Genomic DNA, 3,243 nt, shown 5'->3' with positions numbered 1-3,243 from the left:
ACACCGACAAATCCGGCAACACCTAATACTCCAAACAATACAACAAACACAGGCACATCTGAAACAACACCTGTAAATCCGACAGTACCGGGTTCACAAGTAAATCCGACAACACCGACAATAGCAAACGAAGAAAGAACAACAACACCGACTTATCAAATAGACGAGTTACCTGATCCTAACAGTCCAAATGCACCTGACAGAATAGTAGTATCTGATGAAGACGGAGTACCGCTTGGAACATATACAAAAAGAATAAATCCTGACGGAACATTCGAGTATGTAGACGAAGACGGAGTACCTCTCGGAGCGACAAAGTTGGTAAAAACAGGAGATGAGTTTCCACAAATACCGCTTACAATAGCATCAATATTATCAGGATTAGGATTGATATTGATAAAAAGAAAGAGAAGATAATTAAAATATTAAAAAAATCATAATATTAAACCATAAAAACACTCTTATAATTTTATAGGTTATTGCTGATAGGGATATAATAGCTTATATTAATATGAGTTTAAGGTGGATATTATAAGACTGATTCCATGAAAAAACTCTATATTACAGTATTTGAAAGATAATTGCCCGCTTTATTTTACGTATTTTATAAAGCGAATTAAGGGAAATACACTTATTAAAACTCTAAATTAAAAATACAGTTTAATCTTGAAAAAAATTTAAAATGTGTTATAATACATTTAAAGATTGATTAGGATTTTGTTTCAAAGTTGAAATTACTTTGAAACGATTGTTACACTGAAAAAGCACATACCGGCTTGTATGTGCTTTTTAATAGGCTAATTATCGCTTTGATTTCTATCTAACCATTTGCAAATATAATGGCTTGTTATATTTGCCGTAATAGAAATTAGGATGTTGATTAGGATTTGATTCAATTGTTACACCTCCAATCTGTTATCTGATTGGTGCGATAACTTGATGATTATAACATAGTATAATTAAATTTTAAAGAGTCTTTAAAAATGATTTAAAGGCTCTTTTATAATGCAAAAAAACAAGATGGAGATATGGGATAGTATTTAAGAACCGAAGATTTTGTAAATAGAAAAGACGGACAGATATAATAATGAATGCGAAGAACATTCATTATTATAAAAATAAAAAAATTCCATAGATTCATCATTTCCTGTATAATAAGATTTGCAAAACAACCAAAACAAGGAGATAAAACTATGGAATAAATGAATTATACAAAAAATAAAAAAATATCAACATATTTCATATCAAAAAAGATGCCTCTTAGAATATATGCTTGGAGATAATGAAATAGCAGGCGGAAAAGCAATGTTAAAAAACATGAAAACATCAGAGCAACAAGAAATCGATCTGTCCGCATTTGAAGAAGATTTTATAAAATTAGTAAGATAATAGCATCGCAAAAAACTCAAAAAGCAATCTGTAACGGTTGCTTTTTTGTAGTAATAATACATATTAACATTATTTACTGTTGTACAATACATAAAGACTATAAATTTACAAAAACTTTACCTAAATTCAGGAGTAATATATTGATTTTTGGATAGATATATAGTACTATATAAACTATATATTAATGCTTGCTATATTCTTGCTATATTCTTGAATGAATTTTTTTTATATTTATTAATAAGATAGATTGTCAAGATAAGTGCAACACTTTTATCTATACAATTATGAAAGGAGTTTTTATTATGAAAAGAAAATTCGGTTTATTTTTATCTATGTTGCTTTTAGCAATAAGTCCTTATTCATTTCAAAGCAATAACATAATAACAAAAAATCTTAATGTACTATCATCTGTATATGCGGCGCCACTGTATGCACCTACTGATCCTGTCAGTCCCGGCTCTGCATGGACATACGGAGATTTTATTTATAACAGTAATTGGGTAAGAGGGCTATCTCCTGAAGGAGAGGCTAAACTTGTCGCTCAAGACGGTTACATTGAATTTCCTAATATAAATCCTTTAAACGGGACTACTATAACAGAAGTTTATGGAAGCGCTTACTCTTTCAGAGATGCAAAAAAAGTGAAACTACCGGATAATTTAGAAACAATAGCTACAAGTTTTCTCAGCGACTCCGATATAAAAGAGTTTACTGTTCCTGGCAGAGTCAGCTCTATTAGATATAATGCTTTTGATAATAGATTCGATACCAAGAAAATAGAAAAGCTTGAATTTGATAATAGTAATCCAAGCGGCAGTCTTGAAATAGGAGAGTGGGCGTTTAATGCCAATGCGATAGAAGGAGATATGGTACTTCCGGAGAAAGCAGATTTTAAAATTAAGAATTATGCTTTTTACGGCAATCAAATTAAAAATTTAACATTACCATCAAATCCTATAGAATTCGGATATGTTTCATTTGCTCGAAATAAGATTGAGAACGTGTATAATTTTAATCCTAAAGTTTCATCAGATTCTGATGAAAGAGGAATTTTTTCTGAAAATGAAATAAAAAATATATCATTTGACAAAACTTCATCGGATATAACAAAAATATTTGAAAAAATGTTAGAGTATAATCAGCTGAAAAGTCTTGAAATACCGAGCAGAATAGTAACTATAGAGGAAGATGCTCTTAAAGAAAATAAAGGATGGTATAACGATAATAAAAAAGTTGCATTATATATAAAAGATAACGGACAATACTACCTTAACAACGATACAATAGATGACAGTAATGCACAAGATTATACAATAAATCCCGTACTTGTAAACTTTCAAATACAAGACAAAGATACATTACCGCAAGAGATAAAAGACAAAACAGAACTTAATATAAAAAGAATCAGAAGCAATTCAGACGACAAAGATATAACAGCAAGAATAACAGAAGACTACGAAAACTTCAAATTAGGAGATAAATTGGAACTTACTTCTGATGTAGAAGGATATAAATTATCCTTATTAGACGACAGCAATCAAATAACATTAGATCCGAACAATACAGATATAGTGCAAGACACATCATATGGAGACGGATACGAAGTAGGATATAAAAAAGCAGATATAAAAGTGAAATATCAAGCACTACCTGTAGAATTAAAAATAGAATTGGTAAAATTGGTAAACGGAGCAGAACAAGCCATAACATCAGCACCGAACGTGACAGTAAAAGTAGACGGAGCAGAGCAAACCATAACACAAGGAACGACACTAAATGCAAAATATGCAGATGAAGTAGAAATAACACCTACAAATAATACAAGTTATGCAGTTGATAAAGTAGAAGGAGCCG

General features: G+C 30.5%; 2 protein-coding genes. Both read left to right on the top strand.

Annotated elements, in window-relative coordinates:
- Positions 1-417, top strand: a 417-nt coding sequence (locus HMPREF9629_RS11075) for an LPXTG cell wall anchor domain-containing protein (RefSeq protein WP_009526474.1), incomplete at its 5' end; no start/stop codon positions are given.
- Between the two features lie 1,274 nt (positions 418-1,691).
- Positions 1,692-3,243: leucine-rich repeat protein (locus HMPREF9629_RS11070; RefSeq protein ID WP_009526473.1), on the top strand; the 1,552-nt coding region annotated here is incomplete at its 3' end.

This window comes from Peptoanaerobacter stomatis (assembly GCF_000238115.1).
GTDB lineage: Bacteria > Bacillota > Clostridia > Peptostreptococcales > Filifactoraceae > Peptoanaerobacter > Peptoanaerobacter stomatis.
Note: the sequence above shows the minus strand (reverse complement) of the source record. Positions and strands in the feature narration are given on the sequence as shown.